Here is a 21,207-nt window from a genome sequence, read left to right on the forward strand (position 1 = left end):
TTAATGCAATATCAAGCTGTCATTTGATGACCTGTTGGTTCAAGATATCACACTGATGATCCTGAATTTCCTCGGCAGAAGCGCGATTGAAGATCAGTAAATTACGCTCGGTCGCCAGCAGGACAAAAGAGCCATCGCTTTGGCGTATCACCGCCAGCGCGATACATAACAGCATCCCCGCCCACGCAGGAACTTTCCCTGGTCCCATCGCCACAGCAAAAAATAGCAGTGCGGTCATAAACTCCGGCAGTAGCGAAGTCGCCCACAGAAGGATAGTAATGCCAACCATGATGGAAGGGAGGAACAGAGGATGGGGCAACCAAAGCGACATATCTGTCTCCTGACGATTTTTTCAGCAAGAATACGACGGACAGTCAGGCAGGTAAACGCCAGATATAGTGGGGTTATCGCAGGATTAAGCGGACAGATCAGTGATAATGAATTTCACCAAAGTATTCAGACAGCACGTAATAGCGGCAATACTCAAAAGGGCTGTCCTTCCCGGCCTGAAACGTCTGTCTGGCGACGGATAACAGCGGTTTATTGGCGGCGATTTGCAATTTTTCGCACAGGTCAGCGGAAGGTAAAATCGCCTCAACTTTTTCTATCGCCGAGTCGCTTGTGACGTTTAATAACGAATAAAGCGACGTATGCTCCAGCGCCTGCGGTGTAAGTTGCAGATCGGGAAAGAAGCTAAGATCGAGATAGATCTTTTCATGGTTAAACGGACGGTTATTCAGGCAACGAATACGCGAAATATAGAGATAGTGATGCTGTGAGGGCAGGCTCAAGCCGTCTGCCTGAGCGTCGCGCGCGCGGCGCGGCGCGATTTCCAGAATACGGTTCTCAATCGCCACGCTGGCGTCCTGGAGATCGCGGGTAATACCGCGAAACGTGTGCCCGTAGCTCACGCCTTCCGGCACCGAGCACACCACAGAACCACTCCCGCGCTGCGACGAAATAATGCCCGCATTGATTAATTCGCTCCAGGCCTGTTTAACCACAATCAGCGAGACGTTGTAGGATCTGGCAATCTCTTTTTGCGTCGGCAGCTGGCTGCCTAAAGGCAGAGATCCATTTTGGATCTGCTGACAGATGATAAAAAATAGTTGCTTATAAAGCGGAGTAAAGCTCGTTTTATCAACCTGCAAGCTGCGCACCTCACGTCTTCGCCAGCAGGGGACGTTTTACCGTCCCCGGCAGGGTGAAGTCGCTACCCTGCGATTTGCCTGGCCAGTTCTGCCAAATCGAAATGATTCATACGATCCAAAGTCGTTAAATAATCGGCGGGAAAAGCCTCCACGCCATGGAATGCGCCGGAAATCGCCCCGACCATGGTGGCGACAGTATCAGTATCATTGCCGATATTAACGCCGGAGATAATAGCATCTACGGCAGAATTCGGACAACACGCGAACAGTCCAAAGGCCGCCGGCACCGCTTCACTCACGTGCAGCCCGGAGCCAATAATATCGGCAATATCCACTATCGCCGTTTCCCAATGGCGATGACGTTTACCGATATCTACGGCCAGCTCAATGCGTCGGGCAACGGAAGGACCTGCCACCATCATCGCCCCTTGCTCCTGCGCCAGCAGATAGCCCCTTTGCGCACCGTAAATACCGGCGGCAATAATGCTGTCTGCATTGGTCTGCGCTCTTAACGCCTCGCTGGTTGCCGCCGCCATCGCCGCTGCGCCGGACATCGCCAGCACGTTATTATGCGTAAAACGGCAAATCTGTAGCGCGCAGTCAATCGCCGCGTCAATATCACCCGGATGCAGCACCGCCGCTGGCCAAATCTTCATGGCGGCGCCGTTCGTTGCCTCCGCGTTACCCTTATTAATAATCTGTACCGACTGTTTTTCGCCTTCCAGCTCACCCTGTAAAGAGGCGCGGTTATCATTGAATATTGCCTTCATTGCCGCACGCGTCGTCGGGCCGGTAAAGTTGGCGTAGTACGGGTAATCCAGCCACTGCTGAAAAGCCTCGCGCATCGCCTCGTCGCTGACCTGGCGTTGATGGCGCAGCAGCGCGTCCATAATGTACTTCGCCTGAATAAAATCATCCGTGCACATCCCCGCTTCGTTGCAGCGGCCAAACGTGTCCGCTGGCGGTTTTTGAAAGGTCGTCACCCAGCCGCCAAAATAGTCTTTTATTTGCTGCTGGGTGCGTACTTCCGTCGCGGCTCCCATCGCGTCCGCGGCGGCGGCGCCCACCAGGCATCCCAGTATTTTGTTTTGATCAACGTGCATGATGACTCCTTATTTCACGGTCATGGCTTGTGCCAGCGAATGGCTGGAAAGAAAAGTGTTGAGTTGGTCAGGAAACGGTAAAGCGGTCATTGCGCCTTTTGCCGTCACCGCCATAGCGCCGCAGGCATTAGCATTGCTGATGGCCTCCGCCAGTAGGGTATGATTCCAGCAATTTGCGCGGGAAAGGGTGAACAACAGCCCGCCGACAAAAGCATCGCCGGCTCCCGTGGTATCGACAACATCGACGCGCAGTGCGGGGAAATGGAATTCCCCCTCGGCGGTAATCAACAGCGCGCCATCGGCCCCCAGCGAAATGATCGTAGTGTCACACCCAAGATCGCGCAGGTAATAACGCGCATCCTGCCAGTGACTGGCCCCGCTGAGCTGGCACAGCTCATCTGCCGAGACTTTGCAGATAGAAGCCAGTGCGGCGGACCGGGCGATCAGTTCAGGGATTTCATCAGTATTCCCCCACATTTTGCTGCGCAGATTGACGTCAAACAGTACGTAACCACCCGCTTCACGCATTCTTCTCGCTCCCTCAAGGCACGCCTCGCGAGCGGGCCTGTCGGTGAGGCCAATTGAGCTGAAGTAAAACCATTCGTGCTGCCTGAACGGCGGCAGGTCCTGCGGCGAGACGTAGGTATCGGCACCTGGATGCACCAGATAGGTAAAACTGCGCTCCCCATCAGCTGTCAGGTTGACGATCAGCACCGCGCTGGTCAGGTCCGCATCCAGCCTTAGAAACGTGACATCCACGCCGTTATCCTGAAAAACCTGGCGCAGGAAGCGGCCGGCGTCATCGTCACCAAGACAGCCAATAAAACCGCACTCTCCGCCCAGCCTGGCAACGCATACCCCCACGTTCGCCGACGCTCCGCCGGGGCATTTCAGATAGCTGTTCTGTTTTTCCGGCACCAGGTCAACGGAGGCATCGCCGATAACCCAAACCTTATTCATGGCCTTCATTTGCGCCTCCTTATGCCTGTTTCTGCGCCAGGGCGAGCTGAATATCTCGATAATATTCATTATTAATCAGATACTTTTTCATAAGCAGCCCAACCGCAAGGTGGAACAGAGCCGGAATGAGCGTCATCATCAGCGCAATACCGGTGAGCGAACGCGCGCTCTGTTCAACATCGGCCTGATAGCCAAAGTGGCTCAGCAGGAATCCGAGTATCCCGCCCGCGATCCCCATCCCAAACTTCTGGAAGAAGAGGATGCCGCCAAACGCCAACCCGGAAACGCGCAGACCGGTTTTCTTTTCGCCGTAATCCACCGCTTCGGCGATAGAGGACCAGAACACCGGCATTTGCATATCGCAGAAGAAATTAATAAGAAAATAGAACGCAAACGCCAGGATAAGATTTTCACGCCCGACGGAGAAATACATCAGCGCGCTCAGGATAAAGGTAATAATCTGGGTGTAGCGGAACATCTTAATTTTGTCCCAGAACTTGGTTATCCAGGTGGTAGCGATCATCGCTAAAATAGAGGCAACGACGCCGGTAGTCAGGAAGGGTGAAATCAGACTATCTCCGCCGTTCAGATAATACTTGGCGTAATAAGCGGCAACGGAACCGCGAATAACATAACCGCACATCAGCAGCAGAATAACAACGCCGAGAATAATCCACTGATCGTTGCGTAACAGATATTTAAACTGTTTCCCCACCGATAACGACGTAATTTCCGGCTCGCTGCGTTCACGCGTGGTAAGAAAACAGAAGATAAACAGCAGCGCACCCATCGCCCCCATCAGCCCCATCGAAAACTGGTAACCCAGCGCCTTGTTGCCCTGCCCCAGCCAGACGGCAAGCATCGGTACGACGATAGTCACCAGGAAAGCGGCAATCTTGGTCATCACAAAACGATAACCGTTGGCGCTTAACCGTTCGACGGGGTCGCTGGTAATCACGCCAATCATCGAAATATAGGGAATGGTGATCGCGGTATAGACCAGGGTCATAAGAATATAGGTGCCATAGGCCCATGCCAGTTTGGCCATATAAGCCATATCAGGCGTAATAAACATCAAATACACGGCGAAACCAAAAGGAATGGCAAACCACAGCAGCCACGGGCGGTAACGCCCCCAGCGCGTATTCAGTTTATCGGTCAGAACCCCCATGGCCGGATCGATAATGGCATCAATCATCCGCACAACCACAAACAGTACGCCAACATCAGCGGCGCTCAGGCCGTAGATATCGGTATAGAAATAGGCGAGGAGCAGCTGCATGGCGATAATCACAACGTTTATCGCCATATCTCCCGCGCCGAAGCCGATTTTTTCCACGATAGAAAGTTTCATGTTGATATTCCTTTACGCTTAACAGCGCAAATCTGGTGAACAATTAATGATGTCACTACATGAAATAAAAACGTTTTTATATAAGCCATCCACCAGACAATCTATGGAGGCTATGAAGAGAGTGTAACTAACCACCAAAAGATATAAAGGTATACCTTTATATCTTTTGATCGGTTTCACATATTTTTATAAACACGATCTTACCCCAGTTTTAAACCGGGATAAGAATCAATAAGATAATGAGCAGGGGGGTGTAACGAAAATCAGCGGGAAGACAAAATGGCGCAACTATGGTCCTGAATCTCTTCCGCCGATGCGCGATTAAGCGTCAGCAGGTTACGCTCGGTCGCCAGCAGGACAAAAGAGTCGTCGCTTTGGCGTACCACCGCCAGCGCATAGCGTCCCATATGATCGCGCGCTTCCGGCACCTCTTCCGCCAGCATCATAAACGGACTACGCTGCGCCAGTTCGCTCTCGGTTACCCGGCGCGCCAGGTATTCATGCCCCATCAGGCCACCCGGCAGCGGAAGCCAGCGAGTGCTGATGCGCGTGAGATCGTTATCCAGTTGTTCCCGAACGTCAGGACGGATGCAAGAAATATGGATATGCAAATGGTCCTGTGAACGACCAAGCCGCGAATTAATCGCCAGCGAGACCGCGCTATCCGGAATATCATGCCCGTATTTTTTACTCATATAGCCGCGAGCCTGCCAGGCCAGCCAGAAAAAGTTGGGCGTAGCGGGTTCCAGCAATAGCGGGCTTTCTGTACCGTTGATACGGTAGGTGGGCATCAATAAATATTGCAACGGACCGTGACGATCTTTAAAGACGACATAGCCAGCGCGAGGTTTGACTTCCGCGCACGGCGCTGGGTTTTGATGCTGTAACTGATCGGGCAGGCATTGTTCAAGCACGATTTCCCGTAATGCATCAGGGTTGCCGGAAAATTTCCAGTAACCGACGCCCGCCGCGGCGACAATCACTATCACCGCCAGTAAAAAGTAGCCTGTTTTTTTCATGATATGCGTTCCCTGTGACCCATAGACGGGGAAGAGTAACGCAAAATTGTGGCAAAGAAAAAACCCGGTAACATAATACGTTACCGGGTTTATAAACGGTTTAGCGTTTGCTGATTTGGTCGAACGTACCGCCATTAGCGAAGTGATCTTTTTGCGCCTTCGCCCAGCCGCCAAACACCTCGTCAATGGTGAACAGCTTCAGCTTCGGAAACGCATCGTCGTATTTTTTCGCCACGTCAGCATCGCGCGGACGGTAGAAGTTTTTCGCTGCTATCTCCTGCCCTTCCGGCGAGTAGAGATACTTCAGGTAGGCTTCCGCTACCGCTTTGGTGTCTTTCTTTTCCACCACTTTGTCGACCACGGAAACGGTCGGCTCTGCGAGAATAGATTCACTCGGGGTCACTATCTCGAATTTATCTTTACCCAGTTCATTCGTCGCCAGTAGCGCTTCGTTTTCCCAGGCAATCAGCACATCACCGATACCGCGTTCAACGAAAGTATTGGTTGAGCCGCGCGCGCCGGAGTCCAGCACTTCAACGTTTTTAAACAGGGCTTTGACAAAGTCCTGCGCTTTGGCCTGATCGTTATTGTTGTGGTGCAGGGCGTAGCCCCATGCCGCCAGATAGTTCCAGCGGGCGCCGCCAGAGCTTTTCGGGTTTGGCGTAATCACCGACACACCGGGTTTAATCAGATCGTTCCAGTCATGAATTTGTTTTGGATTGCCTTTACGGACCAGGAAAACGATGGTGGAGGTGTAAGGTGCTGAGTTATCCGGCAGACGCTTAATCCAGTTTTTATCGATACGACCACGTTCAGCAATAGCGTCCACATCGTAAGCCAGCGCCAGCGTCACGACATCGGCTTCAATGCCGTTAATGACGGAAGTCGCCTGTTTACCCGAACCGCCGTGCGATTGGCGGATCACGACGTTGTCGCCGGTTTCCTGCTTCCAGTGCGCGCTAAACGCTTTGTTGTACTGCTCGTACAGCTCACGCGTTGGATCGTACGATACGTTAAGTAACTGAATATCCTTTGCCAGAATGCTGGTTGACGCCAGCAATAATGTGAACCCCACGCCCCACTTTTTCATCGCCCGACTCGCTTATGTTGTGTTGTGATGAGCAAAGCGTGCCAGAAAGAGATCCAAACATTAAAGAATAAAAAAAGATTGGCTATAACTTCGAGGAATAAATCTGAGGGATTGCCGGATGGCGGCTAGCGCCTAATCCGGCCTACACGTTTCTGCAACCTGTAGGCCTGATAAGCGTAGCGCCATCAGGCGCGCAAAAACAATCAGTACAGTTTTTTCGCGCACTCCATCCAGTCGCTTTTGAACGGACGCTTCATGTTTTCAATCGCATCGATGATGTCATGATGAACAAGCTGCTCGTTCTGGATACCGACACAACGACCGCCATGGCCTTCCAGCAGCAGGTCAATAGCATACGCGCCCATACGGGAAGCCAGAATGCGATCGTAAGGTACCGGGGAACCACCGCGCTGAATGTGGCCGAGCACCGTCGCACGCGTTTCACGGCCCGTTTCTTTTTCAATAAAGTGCGCCAGCTCGTCAACATCACACATATGTTCGGTGATAGCGACGATAGCGTGTTTTTTCCCTTTCGCGATCCCGGCTTTGATTTCCGCCACCAGATCCTCGCGATTAAATTCAACTTCCGGCACCACGATAAACTCACAGCCGCCAGCAATAGCCGCCGCCAACGTCAGGTCGCCGCAATAACGGCCCATCACCTCAACGATAGAGATACGCTGGTGAGAAGAGGAGGTGTCACGCAGACGGTCAATCGCTTCCACTACAGTGCCGAGAGCAGTGAAGTAGCCGATAGTGTAGTCGGTGCCTTTGATGTCGTTATCGATAGTGCCTGGCAGACCGATGCACGGGAAGCCCATTTCAGTCAGACGTTTTGCACCCATATAAGAACCGTCGCCGCCAATAACTACCAGCGCATCGATACCGCGTTTTTTCAGGTTTTCGATCGCGACAGCGCGAATATTTTCGTCACGGAATTCCGGGAAACGGGCAGAACCGAGGAAAGTACCGCCACGGTTGATCATGTCAGATACGCTGTAACGGTCAAGCTGCACCATACGATCTTCATACAGGCCCAGATAGCCGTCATAAATGCCCATGACTTCCAGCCCTTCCGTCAACGCTGCGCGCACAACACCGCGGATTGCCGCGTTCATGCCCGGCGCATCACCGCCGCTTGTCAACACACCGATTTTCTTAATCATGACTACCTCTGAACTTTGGAATGCAAAATGAAATCTATTGCCGGAAGCCGATTTCGCACTTCGAAACGATCCAACGAATATACAGATAGTATAACAATCCCTTCCTGCTGAATTGATTCAGGTCAGGCCAAATGGCGGTAATTTATACACAAAATGCTGGCCTGGCTCACTTTTTAACAATCAATTATACAAGCTCGAACTTCCTGCCTTCCCTGGGAACGACTGAACAGGGATCCTGATGAATAATGACATCTGAACCCGGAAAACGCTGTAAAATCGCCTGCTCTACCTGGTCAGCCACAAAATGCGCCTGAACGAGCGGCAGATTATCTTCCATTTCCAAATGAATCTGAATAAAGCGAGTCGGCCCTGACTGCCGCGTGCGGAGATCGTGCGCGCCGCTGACTCCCGGCCATGACGTCACGATATCAATAATTTCCTGTCGTTCCGCATCGGGCAGCGCGCGATCCAATAATGACTGCACCGCCTCATACCCCATACGTAACGCGCTATACAAAATATAGATGCCGATACCTAACGCAAACAGGGCATCCGCACGATGCCAACCGTACCAGGATAACCCAAGCGCGATAAGAATCGCTCCGTTCATCATAACATCAGACTGATAATGAAGCATATCCGCCCGTACCGCCTGACTTTGGGTCTTGCGTACCACCCAGCGCTGAAACGTGACCAGTATAATAGTGCATATCAGAGCGATGACGGTAACGCCAATCCCCACGCCGGGGTCGTTCATTGGCGTCGGCTTAATCAGATTCTGGATACTGGTCAAAAACAGAAACAACGCCGAACCGGAAATAAACATACTTTGCGCCAGCGCCGCCAGCGACTCCGCTTTACCGTGCCCAAACGTGTGTTCATCATCTGCGGGTTGCAGCGAATAACGCACGACCAACAAATTCGTCAATGACGCGGCAATATCCACCAGCGAGTCCACCAACGCCGCCAGAATACTCACCGATCCCGTATACCACCACGCAAAAATTTTGATCAAAAGTAACGCTGATGCCATCGCCGTTGCCGCGATAGCCGCCCGGCTAACCAGCCGTCCATAGGTTTGATTCATAAATACTCCCGCTATCTTCTGCCGGTAGTATAACGGATGGTTTAAAACAGTAAGCTAATAACAGAATGACAAACTGGAGATAAAAAAAACCCCCACATCATGTGGGGGAAGACAGGGATGGTGTCTATGGCAAGGAAAACAGGGTTGTTACTGGGAACGTGAGTTGCTACTACTCAATAATTTCAACGATGAACTTTTTTGCCATTGCGCCACGTCGCGCAGTTGCTCCATTCGTTGCTGATGCTTTTCATTCAAAACCGCTTGCTGCTCCGGCGTTAACAGGCGATACATCTGGTTACGCACGCGGGCCATTTCGACCTGGCGGGCGACCTGCTCTTGCGCCATTTTTTCTGCCTGAGCGCGCACAGCGCTTTCATCAAATTTTTCTGCGGTGACAAGCCGATGCATTGTCTCCATTTCGCTAACATTAACAGGAGGCTGTTCGTGCCTTGCCTGTTGCATAAGATCTCGCATCTGCTGACGCTGATGTTCGGTTAAACTTATGCCGTCAAACATATGATTTTGCGCGCTACGCTGCGTGGCCCCGTCACCGGGGTGCCAGTTATCGCTTGTAACAACTTCAGCTGCGTGGCTTAAAAAACTGAATGCCAGCGTTGAGGCCATAACAGCAGCGGTAACTTTGCGCATCGCTTGCTCCCAAAATCTTTTCTGTCGCGATTCAACGAGAGACAGTTTACGATTCGGGCTGCAAACATGCGTCAGGGGGTGTAAAACAACGTAAAGTCATGGATTAGCGACGCCTGATGACGTAATTTCTGCCTCGGAGGTACGTAAACAATGAATAAAATCCTGTTAGTTGATGATGACCGAGAGCTGACTTCCCTGTTAAAAGAGCTCCTCGAAATGGAAGGTTTTAATGTCCTGGTGGCCCACGACGGCGAGCAGGCGCTTGAGCTTTTGGATGACAGCATCGATTTACTTTTGCTTGACGTCATGATGCCGAAGAAAAACGGTATCGATACGTTGAAAGCGCTTCGCCAGACACACCAGACGCCTGTCATTATGCTGACCGCGCGCGGCAGCGAGCTGGATCGCGTTCTCGGCCTTGAGCTGGGCGCGGACGACTATTTACCCAAACCATTTAACGACCGCGAGCTGGTAGCGCGCATCAGGGCTATTTTGCGCCGTTCCCACTGGAGCGAACAGCAGCAGAGCAGCGACAACGGCTCGCCGACGCTGGAAGTTGATGCGCTAAGCCTTAATCCGGGCCGCCAGGAAGCCAGTTTCGATGGCCAAACGCTGGAGCTGACCGGTACGGAGTTCACCCTGCTCTATTTGCTGGCGCAACACCTCGGCCAGGTGGTTTCCCGTGAACATTTAAGCCAGGAAGTGCTGGGTAAGCGCCTGACGCCGTTCGATCGCGCTATTGATATGCATATTTCTAACCTGCGCCGCAAACTGCCGGAACGCAAAGACGGTCACCCGTGGTTTAAAACATTGCGTGGTCGCGGCTATCTGATGGTTTCCGCTTCATGATAGGAAGTTTAACCGCGCGCATCTTCGCCATCTTCTGGTTGACGCTGGCGCTGGTGCTAATGCTGGTACTGATGTTGCCCAAGCTCGATTCACGCCAGATGACCGAGCTGCTGGACAGCGAACAGCGCCAGGGATTGATGATAGAGCAACATGTAGAAGCTGAACTTGCGAACGATCCGCCCAACGACCTGATGTGGTGGCGTCGCCTGTTCCGCGCGATCGATAAGTGGGCGCCGCCTGGACAGCGGTTATTACTGGTGACCTCTGAAGGACGCGTGATCGGCGCTGAACGCAGCGAAATGCAGATCATTCGTAACTTCATTGGTCAGGCGGATAACGCCGATCATCCGCAGAAGAAAAAATATGGCCGCGTAGAGATGGTGGGGCCGTTCTCCGTTCGTGACGGAGAGGATAATTACCAGCTTTACCTGATTCGACCGGCCAGCAGTTCGCAATCCGATTTTATTAATCTGCTGTTTGACCGCCCGCTCCTGTTGCTCATTGTCACGATGCTGGTCAGTTCGCCGCTCTTGCTATGGCTGGCATGGAGTCTGGCGAAACCGGCGCGTAAGTTGAAAAACGCGGCTGATGAAGTGGCGCAAGGCAACCTGCGTCAGCATCCGGAGCTGGAGGCGGGTCCGCAGGAGTTCCTCGCCGCTGGCGCCAGTTTTAACCAGATGGTGACGGCGCTGGAACGGATGATGACCTCGCAGCAGCGTTTGCTGTCAGACATCTCCCATGAGCTGCGAACGCCCCTTACGCGCCTGCAACTGGGTACCGCGCTGCTGCGTCGTCGTGGCGGCGAAAGCAAAGAGCTGGAGCGTATTGAAACCGAAGCGCAGCGTCTGGACAGCATGATCAATGACCTGCTGGTGATGTCGCGTAACCAACAGAAAAATGCGCTGGTCAGCGAAACGATGAAAGCCAATCAGCTATGGGGCGAAGTGCTGGATAACGCCGCCTTTGAAGCCGAACAGATGGGCAAGTCGTTAACGGTAAATTATCCGCCGGGGCCGTGGCCGCTCTATGGCAACCCAAACGCGCTGGAAAGCGCGCTGGAAAATATAGTTCGTAATGCGCTGCGCTATTCACATACGAAGATTGAAGTCGGCTTCTCGGTGGATAAAGACGGTATTACGATCACGGTCGATGACGACGGGCCGGGCGTCAGCCCTGAAGACCGCGAGCAGATCTTCCGTCCGTTCTATCGCACTGATGAGGCGCGCGACCGCGAGTCTGGCGGCACCGGGCTGGGGCTGGCGATTGTCGAAAGCGCCATGCAGCAGCACCGCGGCTGGGTGAAGGCTGACGATAGCCCGCTCGGCGGGTTGCGGCTTACGCTGTGGCTACCGCTGTACAAGCGAACCTAAAAACCATCGGCCTGCGAATGCAGGCCGATTTTTTATCTCGCCGTCGAGATTTACCGGGAGATTTCCGGCGCCAGAATCCACTCGGCGCTGTCATTCCACACGTCCATCCGGGTAATTTTGCCATCGCGCACTTCGAAGCGGTCGATAAAGCGGTTATCGGCAAACGGGCGACCGTCGGGCCATTCGCCATACAACGTACCGTTGGAATAAATCACAACGTAATCATCATGCTGCACCGCATCAAACTCGCCCAGCGCCTTCTTCACCCACTTGTAGCGAGCGCCGTTAAACTGCGCGATATCTGCCGCGCCCGCCATCGCCCGGCCTCCGGTGAAGGTAATTTTCACCTCCGGGTGCATATACGTTGCGGCGCGTTCAGCATCGGGAATCATCGAGGCCACCAAAAATTCTTTTACGATCGCCACCGCATTTTCAGCTTCAGTCATAATCCTTCCTTTCATTTTGGCGGAGTTTTATCCCCCCACAGTCGTCTGGCGCTATCTTCAATTTTGCCGCTCAAACGACGCTTTTGCATGGTGCGGCTCCAGCTCGCCGACAGCCCAGCGGCGCTCAACAGCCGGTGATATTGTTCGTCATCAAACGGCATAGACCAGGCGATAACACCCGCTTCATGAACCGAGACATCGCTCAGACGCGACGCCAGTTCCAGCGGCGCATCGCTGGAGACCTTACCTGGCGCAATGACCCGATACAGCCAGCCGGTTTTTCCGCTGTTCTGCATAAGGAGGGCCATGTCGCTGATGGCAAAGTGGAAATTAAGTTTAAAGCATGGAGAGCGCGGCTGAGTGACCTGGATCAACGCCTCGCCCCAGCGGTAGATGTCGCCAATAAACACGTTGTGTTCGGTCATTCCGTTCGTCGACAGATTCTCGCCAAACGCCGGGGCGCAAAACAGCGTCGCCTGCTCGGGGAACTGGCGAATCCAATCAGCATAGTGTTCGCGGGGATAATGGCATAGCGCGCGATCGGGGCCGCCGTGGATTTTCTTTTCGGCCTGCTGATCGCCTGCCAGACCCAGCTCGGTCAGCATGAGTTCGCCGTCGATTTGCACCTTGGCGATAGCGCTCGGGCGGCTGCCGTCATAGTCACGAATTTTGCCAATAAACACGTCAACCGGATAATGCATCTGCTGCTCCTTACGCGGATACAAAAAAAGCGAGTCATCAGACTCGCTTCTACAGACGTGCAATGCAAATTATTTTTTAGCGGCGAAACGCGCTGCTGCTTCGTCCCAGTTCACCACGTTCCAGAACTCTTTGATGTAGTCCGGGCGGCGGTTCTGGAATTTCAGGTAGTAAGCGTGTTCCCACACGTCCAGGCCCAGGATCGGGAAGCCGGAAGCGCCGGAAATGGCTTCACCCATCAGCGGGGAATCCTGGTTTGCGGTAGAAACCACAGCCAGTTTGTCGCCTTTCAGCACCAGCCACGCCCAGCCGGAGCCGAAACGGGTTGCTGCTGCTTTTTCGAATTCAGCTTTGAAGTTGTCAACGGAACCGAAGTCACGCTCGATAGCCGCTTTCAGATCGCCCTGCAGAGTGGTGCCTTTTTTCAGCCCTTTCCAGAACAGGCTGTGGTTAGCGTGGCCGCCCGCGTTGTTACGCAGCACGGTTTTTTTGTCCGCTGGCACCTGATCCAGTTTAGTAATCAGTTCTTCAACCGGCAGGTCAGCAAACTCAGGCAGGTTTTCCAGCGCCGCGTTAGCGTTGTTGACATAGGTTTGATGGTGTTTGGTGTGGTGAATCTCCATCGTCTGCTTATCGAAGTGCGGTTCCAGTGCATCATAAGCGTACGGCAGGGATGGCAGTGTATAACTCATAATCATCTCCATTATTGTCGAGCGGCACAGTGTTAACGCCGCGTAAGCAGTTGGTTCATTATAGTTAATTAAATGATATTGAAAATGATTATCAATACCGTACTTTTTCCAGGGTTATAAACGTTACGGCATCCGCTGAAAAAAATCGTTTTTTACGCCTCCAACCGAAACCGCCTGTTGATGAATTCCTGGAAATCATGAAATGTGAAACAGGGTTTCAAAATCTTTCTTTTGGTGCCAATTTTTGTCAGCGGTGGCAAAATCAAGAAGGTTATAATTTCACCATGCAATTACATTCCCGGTAAATTATTACAATTGCGAGGGAATTATGAAGCAACCTGGTTTTATACGTCTGGCTACGTTGGCCTTACTCTCCACACTCTCTTTCTTCTCCCACGGCGAAACCATTTTGCGCCTGGCCTACGCTGAAAATAGCCAGCCGGTAAAAGATGCGTTGCACTTCCTGGGGCAGCAAGTTGAAGAGAAAACGGGCGGCGATATCAAAGTACAGTACTTCCCGGACGGACAGCTTGGCGGAGAGCGCGAACTGGTGGAGTTGACGCAGGTCGGCGTCGTCGACATCACTAAAGTGTCGTCCGGGCTGATGGAGAGTTTTTCGCCTGAGTACGGCGTGTTCTCACTTCCCTACCTGTTTGCCACCGTCGATGAATACTACCGCGTAATGGATAACCCACAGGTGATGGAGCCTGTTTATCAGTCCACCGCCGCGCAGGGGTTTGTCGGCGTAGGCTGGTATGATTCCGGCGCGCGTAATTTTTATATGAGCAAAGCGCCGGTTAAACGCATTGAGGATTTACGCGGGAAGAAGATCCGCGTCATGCAGAGTGAGACGGCGATCCAAACTCTCAAACTGCTGGGCGCTTCGCCCATCGCCATGAGCCAGGCGGAGGTCTATACCTCGTTACAACAAGGCATTCTCGACGGCGCGGAAAACAATGAGTTCGCTCTCACCATCGCCCGCCACGGCGAAGTCGCCCGTTATTACACCTACGATATGCACACCCGCATTCCCGATATCCTGCTAATGAGTACCCTCACGCTGGAAAAGCTGACGCCGGAACAGCAGCGCATCGTCGAAGCCGCCATCAAGGCGTCGATCGAATTTGAGAAAGCCGCATGGGACAAGGAAATAGAGAAAACCAGGCTGGCGGCGGTAAAAGATTTCAACGTTGAATTCTACGAGATCGACAAAAAACCCTTCCAGAAGGCAGTACAGCCTATTTACGACGGCCTGAAAAACAAACCGCGGCTTTACGGGCTGTATCAACGTATCCAGACAGCAAAAAATTAATCTAATCAGGAAATTAAGATGAACACATTCAGAAAAGGACTTGATTTATTGCTGGGCGCTATCTGTTGCCTGGTGCTGGCGATAATGGTTGGCATCGCCTGCTGGCAGGTGGTGAGCCGCTACATTCTGGGCGTTCCCAGCACCCTTACCGAAGAGATGCTGCGATTTCTCCTGGTGTGGGTATCAATGCTGGGCATGGCTTTTGTCGCCGGTCAGAAACAGCATATCAGCCTGACTCTCTTACTGGATAAGGTGTCGCCGACGATTCGTGGCTGGTGGGATATTATTCTGCAGGTCATTTTTATCGCGTTTTCCATTTGGGTATTGATTATCGGCGGCTTAAAGATTTCTGCGATTTCTATGCTGCAAATCTCCCCTGCGCTGGGCATTCCGATGGGGAAAATTTATTACGCGCTCCCCTGCGCAGGCGTACTGATCATCCTCTATGGGCTGCTGAATATCGTTGACGCCCTGAAAGCTATCCATTCCGCCACGGATACCACTGAGCACACTCTGGAGAAATCACATGATTGACCCTATTTTTGCGTCCTGTACGCTAATTGCCGTCTTTGTTGTTTTACTGGCCATGGGCGCGCCTATTGGGATCTGCATCGTTATCGCCTCTTTCAGCACCATGATGCTGGTACTGCCTTTCGATATTTCGATGTTCGCCACCGCGCAAAAAATGTTCTCCAGCCTGGACAGTTTTGCCTTGCTGGCCGTGCCGTTCTTCGTTTTGTCCGGGGTGATCATGAATAGCGGGGGAATTGCCGCCCGGCTGGTCAATTTTGCCAAACTGTTTACTGGCAAACTGCCCGGCTCGCTCTCTTATACCAACATCGTCGGCAATATGATGTTCGGTGCAATTTCCGGATCGGCGATTGCCGCCTCAACCTCCATCGGCGGCGTGATGGTGCCGATGAGCGCGCGCGAAGGTTACGATCGCGGCTTTGCGGCCGCGGTGAATATCGCCTCCGCGCCGACGGGAATGTTAATTCCGCCCACCACGGCTTTTATCCTTTATGCGCTGGCAAGCGGGGGAACATCGATTGCCGCTCTGTTCGCCGGCGGTCTGGTCGCGGGAGTGCTGTGGGGCGTTGGCTGTATGCTGGTCACGCTGGTGGTCGCTAAGCGTCGAAATTATCGGGTTTTCTTCACCGTCCAAAAAGGCATGGCGCTAAAAGTTGCCGTTGAGGCCATTCCCAGCCTGCTGCTGATCGTGATTATCGTCGGCGGCATTGTGCAGGGGATTTTCACCGCCATTGAAGCCTCCGCGATTGCCGTGGTGTATACATTATTGTTGACGATGGTGTTTTACCTCACGCTGAAAATTAAGGATTTGCCTTCGATTTTGCTCCAGACAGTGGTAATGACCGGGGTCATCATGTTCCTGCTGGCAACCTCTTCGGCGATGTCCTTCTCGATGTCGATCACCAATATTCCTGCGGCGCTGAGCGATATGATCCTCGGTATTTCCGCCAATAAACTGGTTATCCTGTTAGTCATTACCGTCTTTTTGTTGATTATCGGCGCATTTATGGATATCGGTCCGGCCATTCTGATTTTTACCCCGATTCTGCTGCCGATCATGGCTAAACTGGGCGTCGATCCGGTGCATTTCGGCATTATCATGATCTATAACCTGGCGATTGGCACCATTACGCCGCCAGTTGGCAGTGGTTTATATGTCGGGGCGAGCGTCGGTAAGGTCAAAGTTGAGGAAGTGATTAAACCGTTGCTGCCTTTTTACGGCGCGATTATCGGCGTTCTGTTATTAATTACCTACATTCCGGAAATCACACTGTTCTTACCCCGTCTACTGGGCATCATGTAAGCGCATAGTTTCCTGCACATCTCGTTGGCCGGATGGCGATTCGCGTCTTATCCGGCCAACGCACGATAATAATTATCCGCAGGTCATCACCAGGTAAAAAAAACCGGCTACCTATAAAGTAGCCGGAAAAGGGAATAAATAATAAACAGGGATAATGATTAGAATGTGTAGCCTATACCCACGCGGAAACGGGTTTGTCTTTCATCGCTGTTGCTATTGACGGAAACATTACCTACCTCAACGAATGGCGACCATTGATCAATAATATAGGCAGTTCTGAAGTTATATTCATAGTTATCTTTGCCGCCATCGTAAAGATCATATTTATCAGCTTTCTTATAAATTCCTTCGATTGTCCAGTCAAAGTTGTTCCATTTATAACCCGCCCAGACATCCATACGATTGATGGTATCATCATCACGGATATCAGAAGAACGGCGTACATATTCAAAACGATAGCGCGCACCAACCCACCAGCTTTCATTTAATGTCCACGTCGCGCGGAAGTAAGGCTTATAGGTAGAGTAACCGTTGCCTGTTTCCAGCACGAAACCCGGTTGCCAGGCGACATCACCGGTTTTAAATTGGTAGCTTATCGTATATTCGTTACCCTGTGTTTCCAGGTCATTAAACGCTTTATTGGTGTCATCCCCGCCTGATTTTGAGATAGCTTCTATCGCAAAACCAACACCATTCGCAAACCGATGAGAAATATACGCACGGTCATAGTTAGCTTTACTGTCATCAAGATATTCATGACGAACATCGACATATACTGCATGCGCATTTGTTACAACAAGAGGTAATAGTAAGAAAAGAGATTTTCTCATAACAGAATCCATTTAATTTAAAATTAAAACGTTGTTTCATGTCAGACCATTACAACCATAATACGCAATGTGAATGGCGACAATATAGACAAAGATCTTTAATTTAAAATTGGGATAATGTTCAAAAAGCAAAATAAAATAAATGAAATTTATATTCGTCATATAAAATAAAAATCAAAACACCATCAACAACACTAATATAGGAATTTCCTTATACTTATATTTCATTGATTCCTAACATTAATTTCAATATATTTAAATTGTAAATACAAATAAAACAACCAAATAATTACTGTATAACTACCCTTTTATCAAACGGTAAGTCAGACCATTCCCATTATGTGATCTCACGCAGCGTTTTCTTTGTATTGTTGCCAGCTAAGTCGTTTCGTGTCGTTATGATGAAGGTATTTTAGAAAACAAATATTACCCACTGATTTAAATAACATCCAGACGGTCACGATGCGCTCCGACTTTTTTAAAACGTGAAGTTAATCACTTCATTAACGTGCTGATTGCCAGAATACACCCAACGGCGGCAATCGTTATAAGGTTACCAGGCTGCGTAATTTTTAAACTCATGCAAACGGAAGGGGTATCCCGTCCATAAAAAATAATGAGGAACATGTCATGAGTAACGCGATTACGATGGGTATTTTCTGGCATCTGATAGGGGCGGCCAGTGCAGCCTGCTTCTATGCCCCGTTCAAGCAAGTGAAACAGTGGTCATGGGAAACCATGTGGTCAGTGGGCGGCATCGTCTCCTGGCTTATTCTGCCGTGGACAATTAGCGCTCTGTTACTGCCTGATTTCTGGGCCTATTATGGGCAGTTTAACCTCTCCACCCTTTTACCGGTTTTTCTGTTCGGCGCCATGTGGGGCATCGGCAATATTAATTACGGTCTGACCATGCGTTATCTCGGGATGTCGATGGGTATCGGCATCGCTATCGGCATTACGCTTATCGTCGGCACGCTGATGACGCCTATCATCAACGGTAACTTCGATGTGTTAATCCATACCGAAGGGGGACGCATGACGCTACTTGGCGTTTTTGTCGCGCTGATCGGCGTCGGGATTGTGACGCGCGCCGGACAGTTAAAAGAACGCAAAATGGGCATTAAAGCGGAGGAGTTCAATCTGAAGAAAGGGCTTCTGCTGGCAGTGATGTGCGGTATTTTCTCGGCGGGGATGTCTTTTGCCATGAACGCCGCGAAACCGATGCATGAAGCTGCTGCCGCGCTTGGCGTTGACCCGCTCTATGTCGCGCTGCCGAGTTACGTGGTGATTATGGGCGGCGGCGCGCTGGTGAACCTCGGTTTCTGTTTTATCCGCCTGGCAAAAGTGCAAAATCTGTCGATAAAAGCCGACTTCTCGCTGGCAAGGCCATTGATTATCAGCAATATTCTGCTGTCCGCGCTTGGCGGTCTGATGTGGTATTTGCAGTTCTTTTTCTATGCCTGGGGTCACGCGCGCATTCCCGCGCAATATGACTACATGAGCTGGATGCTGCACATGAGCTTCTATGTGCTGTGCGGGGGGCTTGTCGGTTTGGTGCTAAAAGAGTGGAAAAATGCTGGCCGCCGTCCCGTTGCTGTATTAAGCCTCGGCTGCGTGGTAATTATTATCGCGGCGAATATTGTCGGTTTAGGCATGGCCAGTTAATCGCTTTGATTACTGAGATGACGCCATTGGCTCGGCGTCATCCCGGTTTCCCGCGTGAACACCACTGAAAAATAATTACTATCTTCAAAACCGCACTGCATCGAAATCTCGCTAATCATCAGCGGGCTATGCTGAAGCAGATACTGCGCGTGGCAAATACGGACCTGGCGTAAATATTGATTAATCGTCATCCCGGTTTGGGCGCGAAACTGCTGCCGCAGCACCCGTTCGCTGCATTGTTCCTGCTGGCAAAACGCATCCAGCGCAAAGGGACACTCAAGGCTATTAGCCAAAGCGGTAATTAATTTATCCAACAGGGTTTCTCGGGAGGTTGCCGGAAGATCGTCGGTCGCGTAGCGATGCCGTTTTAACGTCATCACCAGTTGACCAAACAGCAATTCCGCCATCTCATTCGCCAGCGGATCGCGTCCATTACTCTCATGTTCAAGATGGTTAATGACCTGCCGCGCCTGATTCATTCCCATACTGCCCAGCCGCCAGTGAGGATGCCACTGCGCTCCCTGAAAGCCGGGAATCATCGCCTGCCAGTTTACATTGAGTTTCAAACGCTCCGGGCAGTAAATGATATTTTGCAGCACCAGATCGTTAACGGAAGTATAGGAGTGTTTGTCTTCAGCACGAATGTAAAACAGATCGCCGCGGGTAATTCTGTATGGGCGCTCATTAAGAACGTGTAGGCCATTGCCCCGCCAGACCATCACCAGTTCACAAAACTCATGCGTATGTTCCGCAAAAACATCCTGTGGATAGCGATCGGCAACCGTAACGGCCTGCTGCTCATCAGTAAAAAAATCTTTTTTCAAAAGGATTAACTGATTTGCCACCGCAGCACCTCATGTTGAATGCTTGCCGGATGGCGCTACGCTTATTCTGTCTACCGCTCGCCGCCGTAGGCCAGGTAAGGCGCAGCCGCCATCCGGTATTAAAGGGTATAATTATCAGCATATTGGCGACGAAAACGTTGATAGCGTTCGCGTTACTGGATTATCGCATCGCGTCCCTGACGGATATCCCGCGGCGACCAGTTAAATTCTCGGCGAAACAGAGTCGAAAAGTGGTTACTGTCGCCAAAACCGCAGCGGTACGCGATTTCTGTCACGCTATGATCGCTATGGCGCAATAAATGCCGGGCTTTGATCAAACGCAGGCGATTAAGGTAACGTTGCGGCGTCAGCCCGGTATGCTGTTTAAGCTGACGATGCAGCGTACGTAGCGACAGCGAAAACTGTTCAGCTACCGCCTCCCAGCAGACCTCCTCCGCAAAATGGTCTTCCAGCCATGCCATCAGTTGGTTGAGTTTGGCGTCGTTATTGGTCGCGCCTTCCATCAGGCTACTGCGGCGTAACAACACCAGTAGTTGCATAAACAAAATTTCGCGATTCGCCACGGCAGGCGCATCCATGCCGTCTCCGGCGCGCTCCATCAGACCGACCAACTGGCGCACCTGCTGCAACACACTCTGATTCACCCGCCAGTGAGAAGGATAGTAACCATCCTGCTCCTGCGGCAGCAATTGATCCAACCCCGCCAGGAACTGGAAGGCGTCCGGTGAACGCCACAGTACATTCGTCAGGCATAGGTTGTCGGTATGTTCATATAAATGCCGGTCGTGATCGCGAACAAAACACACGGTACCGCCGCTGATGGTATACGGCTGCCCGTTGAATACATGAATGCCCGTACCGTGTTCCACAATCACGATTTCATGAAAATCATGATGATGTTCAGGGAAAGCGGCTTGCGGCAGACGAGGTTCAATCGCCACGGGCGCTTTACCTGATGGAAAAAAATCCACGCTATGCAGTACGGTCATGGTTGCTTCCTCCTGAATTCAACATGTCCGAATAGTAATTAAGGGTTATCGGCCTCACCTTAAATTTTTGACGCTAAAGCGCGCAAACATGGTCTTTT

Annotated in this window: 21 protein-coding genes and 2 pseudogenes; 6 read left to right on the forward strand and 17 right to left on the reverse strand. The window is 51.6% G+C overall.

What is annotated here, in order from left to right:
* Positions 1-19: 19 nt before the first annotated feature.
* From J4613_RS20315 to cpxP, 11 genes and pseudogenes are all read right to left on the reverse strand, one after another.
* Positions 20-160 (reverse strand): annotated as a pseudogene (locus J4613_RS20315) (CDP-diacylglycerol diphosphatase); the annotation flags it as partial.
* A gap of 45 nt (positions 161-205) precedes the next feature.
* Positions 206-331, reverse strand: a pseudogene (locus tag J4613_RS22785) (hypothetical protein); the annotation flags it as partial.
* 97 nt (positions 332-428) lie between these two features.
* Positions 429-1,151 (reverse strand): GntR family transcriptional regulator, encoded by a 723-nt coding sequence (locus J4613_RS20320; protein WP_023193107.1) that lies wholly within the window; start codon positions 1,149-1,151, stop codon positions 429-431.
* Positions 1,152-1,213: 62 nt separating this feature from the next.
* Positions 1,214-2,254, reverse strand: coding sequence for an ADP-ribosylglycohydrolase family protein (locus tag J4613_RS20325; RefSeq protein WP_000557881.1), 1,041 nt, complete (start codon positions 2,252-2,254; stop codon positions 1,214-1,216).
* 9 nt (positions 2,255-2,263) lie between these two features.
* Positions 2,264-3,223, reverse strand: a complete 960-nt coding sequence (locus J4613_RS20330) for an aminoimidazole riboside kinase (RefSeq protein WP_111742525.1) — start codon at positions 3,221-3,223, stop codon at positions 2,264-2,266.
* 10 nt (positions 3,224-3,233) lie between these two features.
* Positions 3,234-4,568 (reverse strand): MFS transporter, encoded by a 1,335-nt coding sequence (locus tag J4613_RS20335; protein ID WP_000777314.1) that lies wholly within the window; start codon positions 4,566-4,568, stop codon positions 3,234-3,236.
* A 263-nt stretch (positions 4,569-4,831) separates the two neighbouring features.
* Positions 4,832-5,587, reverse strand: coding sequence for a CDP-diacylglycerol diphosphatase (locus J4613_RS20340; RefSeq protein ID WP_000750762.1), 756 nt, complete (start codon positions 5,585-5,587; stop codon positions 4,832-4,834).
* 100 nt (positions 5,588-5,687) lie between these two features.
* Entirely contained in the window at positions 5,688-6,677 is a 990-nt protein-coding gene (locus tag J4613_RS20345; RefSeq protein WP_000758711.1) for a sulfate ABC transporter substrate-binding protein, read from the reverse strand.
* Positions 6,678-6,880: 203 nt separating this feature from the next.
* Positions 6,881-7,843: a 6-phosphofructokinase gene (pfkA, locus tag J4613_RS20350; protein ID WP_000591793.1), complete on the reverse strand. Its 963-nt coding sequence runs from the start codon at positions 7,841-7,843 to the stop codon at positions 6,881-6,883.
* A gap of 184 nt (positions 7,844-8,027) precedes the next feature.
* Positions 8,028-8,930, reverse strand: a complete 903-nt coding sequence (fieF, locus tag J4613_RS20355; RefSeq protein ID WP_001077320.1) for a CDF family cation-efflux transporter FieF — start codon at positions 8,928-8,930, stop codon at positions 8,028-8,030.
* Between the two features lie 147 nt (positions 8,931-9,077).
* Entirely contained in the window at positions 9,078-9,578 is a 501-nt protein-coding gene (cpxP, locus tag J4613_RS20360) for a cell-envelope stress modulator CpxP (protein WP_001233463.1), read from the reverse strand.
* Between the two features lie 150 nt (positions 9,579-9,728).
* Between cpxP and cpxR the strand changes: the two genes are divergently transcribed.
* Both cpxR and cpxA read left to right on the forward strand, forming a co-directional pair.
* A complete protein-coding gene (cpxR, locus tag J4613_RS20365; RefSeq protein WP_001033731.1) occupies positions 9,729-10,427 on the forward strand; it encodes an envelope stress response regulator transcription factor CpxR in 699 nt (232 codons plus the stop codon).
* Positions 10,424-11,797: an envelope stress sensor histidine kinase CpxA gene (gene cpxA / locus J4613_RS20370; RefSeq protein WP_000580402.1), complete on the forward strand. Its 1,374-nt coding sequence runs from the start codon at positions 10,424-10,426 to the stop codon at positions 11,795-11,797. Before cpxR ends, cpxA begins: the two co-directional genes overlap by 4 nt.
* A gap of 50 nt (positions 11,798-11,847) precedes the next feature.
* On the opposite strand, the gene J4613_RS20375 is transcribed toward cpxA, so the two are convergent.
* The 3 genes from J4613_RS20375 to sodA form a co-directional block, all read right to left on the reverse strand.
* Positions 11,848-12,243, reverse strand: a complete 396-nt coding sequence (locus tag J4613_RS20375) for a nuclear transport factor 2 family protein (protein ID WP_000133442.1) — start codon at positions 12,241-12,243, stop codon at positions 11,848-11,850.
* Positions 12,244-12,254: 11 nt separating this feature from the next.
* Entirely contained in the window at positions 12,255-12,944 is a 690-nt protein-coding gene (yiiM, locus tag J4613_RS20380; RefSeq protein ID WP_000559229.1) for a 6-hydroxyaminopurine reductase, read from the reverse strand.
* Positions 12,945-13,013: 69 nt separating this feature from the next.
* Entirely contained in the window at positions 13,014-13,634 is a 621-nt protein-coding gene (gene sodA / locus J4613_RS20385; protein ID WP_000122632.1) for a superoxide dismutase [Mn], read from the reverse strand.
* Between the two features lie 328 nt (positions 13,635-13,962).
* Between sodA and J4613_RS20390 the strand changes: the two genes are divergently transcribed.
* The 3 genes from J4613_RS20390 to J4613_RS20400 are packed head-to-tail and all read left to right on the forward strand — an operon-like array spanning position 13,963 to position 16,780.
* The gene (locus J4613_RS20390) at positions 13,963-14,946 is read left to right on the forward strand and encodes a TRAP transporter substrate-binding protein (RefSeq protein ID WP_000812816.1); all 984 of its coding nucleotides are present in this window, start codon (positions 13,963-13,965) and stop codon (positions 14,944-14,946) included.
* Positions 14,947-14,964: 18 nt separating this feature from the next.
* Positions 14,965-15,480, forward strand: coding sequence for a TRAP transporter small permease (locus J4613_RS20395; RefSeq protein ID WP_001091413.1), 516 nt, complete (start codon positions 14,965-14,967; stop codon positions 15,478-15,480).
* The gene (locus J4613_RS20400) at positions 15,473-16,780 is read left to right on the forward strand and encodes a TRAP transporter large permease (RefSeq protein WP_111742526.1); all 1,308 of its coding nucleotides are present in this window, start codon (positions 15,473-15,475) and stop codon (positions 16,778-16,780) included. The genes J4613_RS20395 and J4613_RS20400 overlap by 8 nt, the downstream gene beginning before the upstream one ends.
* A 158-nt stretch (positions 16,781-16,938) precedes the next feature.
* Here the strand turns inward: J4613_RS20400 and J4613_RS20405 are convergent, their stop codons facing one another.
* Positions 16,939-17,622 carry an oligogalacturonate-specific porin KdgM family protein gene (locus J4613_RS20405; protein ID WP_000378721.1) on the reverse strand — a complete coding sequence of 228 codons (684 nt, stop codon included), beginning with the start codon at positions 17,620-17,622 and terminating at the stop codon, positions 16,939-16,941.
* Between the two features lie 618 nt (positions 17,623-18,240).
* On the opposite strand from J4613_RS20405, the gene rhaT reads away from it, so the two are divergent.
* Positions 18,241-19,275, forward strand: coding sequence for an L-rhamnose/proton symporter RhaT (gene rhaT / locus J4613_RS20410; protein WP_000063541.1), 1,035 nt, complete (start codon positions 18,241-18,243; stop codon positions 19,273-19,275).
* On the opposite strand, the gene rhaR is transcribed toward rhaT, so the two are convergent.
* The gene (rhaR, locus tag J4613_RS20415) at positions 19,272-20,120 is read right to left on the reverse strand and encodes an HTH-type transcriptional activator RhaR (RefSeq protein ID WP_111742527.1); all 849 of its coding nucleotides are present in this window, start codon (positions 20,118-20,120) and stop codon (positions 19,272-19,274) included. The two genes, rhaT and rhaR, sit on opposite strands and share 4 nt — an antisense overlap.
* Before the next feature lie 152 nt (positions 20,121-20,272).
* Positions 20,273-21,109: an HTH-type transcriptional activator RhaS gene (gene rhaS, locus J4613_RS20420; protein ID WP_000217112.1), complete on the reverse strand. Its 837-nt coding sequence runs from the start codon at positions 21,107-21,109 to the stop codon at positions 20,273-20,275.
* Positions 21,110-21,207: the final 98 nt, after the last annotated feature.

Source organism: Salmonella sp. 32020114201800008SM (assembly GCF_017572025.1).
In the GTDB taxonomy this organism is placed as follows: Bacteria; Pseudomonadota; Gammaproteobacteria; order Enterobacterales; family Enterobacteriaceae; genus Salmonella; species Salmonella enterica.

Bases quoted from the DNA above. Each gene is read 5' to 3' on its own strand.
- J4613_RS20325 (WP_000557881.1), bottom strand. From the start codon at position 2,254: ATGCACGTTGATCAAAACAAAATACTGGGATGCCTGGTGGGCGCCGCC.
- J4613_RS20330 (WP_111742525.1), bottom strand. From the start codon at position 3,223: ATGAAGGCCATGAATAAGGTTTGGGTTATCGGCGATGCCTCCGTTGAC.
- J4613_RS20335 (WP_000777314.1), bottom strand. From the start codon at position 4,568: ATGAAACTTTCTATCGTGGAAAAAATCGGCTTCGGCGCGGGAGATATG.
- J4613_RS20340 (WP_000750762.1), bottom strand. From the start codon at position 5,587: ATGAAAAAAACAGGCTACTTTTTACTGGCGGTGATAGTGATTGTCGCC.
- J4613_RS20345 (WP_000758711.1), bottom strand. From the start codon at position 6,677: ATGAAAAAGTGGGGCGTGGGGTTCACATTATTGCTGGCGTCAACCAGC.
- pfkA (WP_000591793.1), bottom strand. From the start codon at position 7,843: ATGATTAAGAAAATCGGTGTGTTGACAAGCGGCGGTGATGCGCCGGGC.
- fieF (WP_001077320.1), bottom strand. From the start codon at position 8,930: ATGAATCAAACCTATGGACGGCTGGTTAGCCGGGCGGCTATCGCGGCA.
- cpxP (WP_001233463.1), bottom strand. From the start codon at position 9,578: ATGCGCAAAGTTACCGCTGCTGTTATGGCCTCAACGCTGGCATTCAGT.
- cpxR (WP_001033731.1), top strand. From the start codon at position 9,729: ATGAATAAAATCCTGTTAGTTGATGATGACCGAGAGCTGACTTCCCTG.
- cpxA (WP_000580402.1), top strand. From the start codon at position 10,424: ATGATAGGAAGTTTAACCGCGCGCATCTTCGCCATCTTCTGGTTGACG.
- J4613_RS20375 (WP_000133442.1), bottom strand. From the start codon at position 12,243: ATGACTGAAGCTGAAAATGCGGTGGCGATCGTAAAAGAATTTTTGGTG.
- yiiM (WP_000559229.1), bottom strand. From the start codon at position 12,944: ATGCATTATCCGGTTGACGTGTTTATTGGCAAAATTCGTGACTATGAC.
- sodA (WP_000122632.1), bottom strand. From the start codon at position 13,634: ATGAGTTATACACTGCCATCCCTGCCGTACGCTTATGATGCACTGGAA.
- J4613_RS20390 (WP_000812816.1), top strand. From the start codon at position 13,963: ATGAAGCAACCTGGTTTTATACGTCTGGCTACGTTGGCCTTACTCTCC.
- J4613_RS20395 (WP_001091413.1), top strand. From the start codon at position 14,965: ATGAACACATTCAGAAAAGGACTTGATTTATTGCTGGGCGCTATCTGT.
- J4613_RS20400 (WP_111742526.1), top strand. From the start codon at position 15,473: ATGATTGACCCTATTTTTGCGTCCTGTACGCTAATTGCCGTCTTTGTT.
- J4613_RS20405 (WP_000378721.1), bottom strand. From the start codon at position 17,622: ATGGATTCTGTTATGAGAAAATCTCTTTTCTTACTATTACCTCTTGTT.
- rhaT (WP_000063541.1), top strand. From the start codon at position 18,241: ATGAGTAACGCGATTACGATGGGTATTTTCTGGCATCTGATAGGGGCG.
- rhaS (WP_000217112.1), bottom strand. From the start codon at position 21,109: ATGACCGTACTGCATAGCGTGGATTTTTTTCCATCAGGTAAAGCGCCC.